This window comes from Vulcanibacillus modesticaldus (assembly GCF_001730235.1).
Lineage (GTDB): Bacteria > Bacillota > Bacilli > Tepidibacillales > Tepidibacillaceae > Vulcanibacillus > Vulcanibacillus modesticaldus.
Genome location: NZ_MIJF01000077.1, coordinates 1 through 1,227 on the forward strand (window position 1 = coordinate 1; position 1,227 = coordinate 1,227).

Annotated in this window: 2 protein-coding genes; both read left to right on the top strand. The window is 36.0% G+C overall.

The features are described 5' to 3' along the window. The first annotated feature begins 72 nt into the window (after positions 1-72). A complete protein-coding gene (locus tag BHF71_RS10180) occupies positions 73-369 on the top strand; it encodes a transposase (protein ID WP_069657527.1) in 297 nt (98 codons plus the stop codon). 8 nt (positions 370-377) lie between these two features. Beyond that, positions 378-1,227: IS3 family transposase (locus BHF71_RS10185; protein ID WP_069657528.1), on the top strand; the 850-nt coding region annotated here is incomplete at its 3' end.

Below are 1,227 nucleotides of genomic sequence, written 5' to 3' on the forward strand. Positions count from 1 at the left end.
TGATATGATCCCCTTATAGTAGACAGAAAAAAGAAAAACCATTAGTCTGTCTATTATGGAGGGGATTTTTCTATGGGTAAAATTCGAAACACATATGATGTAGCATTCAAAAAGAAAGCAGTGGATATGTATAAGAATGAAGGAATGGGATACAAAACTGTGGCTAAAAAGTTGGGTATTGATCATTCTATGGTTCGTCGATGGGTTCATCATTATGAAAACGAAGGAATGAAGGGACTTGAAGAAAAACGTGGAAAAGCCAAAGGCCGCGGAAAAGGACGACCTCGTATTCGTCCAGAAAATCCAGAAGAGAAGATTAAACGTCTTGAAGCAGAGGTAGAGATGTTAAAAAAGTTCTTAAACATGTGAAAGGGGGAATGGAAGACGTACCAAAACAGGAAAGGTTCGCCGTTATTCATGAAATGGTAGGGAAGAATGTTTCCATCAAACAATTGTGTGAGATAGCAAGTGTATCCTCTAGTGGATACTACAGATGGGTGAAGCGACAAAAGAATCCTTCTCAAAAGCAATTGGAGGACGAAAAGCTAAAAAATAAGATTTTAGAATGTCATCAGAAAGTAAAAGGAATTTACGGATATAGAAGAATAAAGGGTTGGCTTAAGCGTAGGTATAACTTAAAAGTTAACCATAAACGAGTACAAAGACTGATGAAGGAGATGGGAATCTGTGCGGTTATTCGCAAAAAAAGGCCGTATTATGGGAAGAAAGAGCCTTACGTCATCTCAAATAACCATCTAAACAGGGATTTTCATGCCACAAAACCGAATGAAAAATGGGTAACAGATATCACCTATTTAATTTTTAATAAGAAAAGGCTCTATTTATCAGCTATTAAAGACCTTTACAACAATGAAATTGTGGCTTATCAAGTAAGTTTAAGAAATGATCTTCAACTGGTAATGGATACAGTTAAAAAGGCCATCAAGAAACGAAAAAAACGGAATGTAAACGGAGTCCTCCTACACAGTGATCAAGGATTCCAGTATACATCCCGTCAATACAACCAACTACTTAAAAGATACAATATAAAAGCAAGTATGTCCAGAAAAGGAAATTGTTTAGATAATGCCAGCATGGAGAATTTCTTCAGCCACTTTAAGGCAGAGTGTTTTCATCTATACTCTTTTCGCACAACTGAAGAAGTAAAAAATGCCGTTAAAAGGTACATACGTTTTTATAATCATCACCGATTCCAAGAGAAATTAA

Bases quoted from the DNA above. Each gene is read 5' to 3' on its own strand.
- BHF71_RS10180 (WP_069657527.1), top strand. From the start codon at position 73: ATGGGTAAAATTCGAAACACATATGATGTAGCATTCAAAAAGAAAGCA.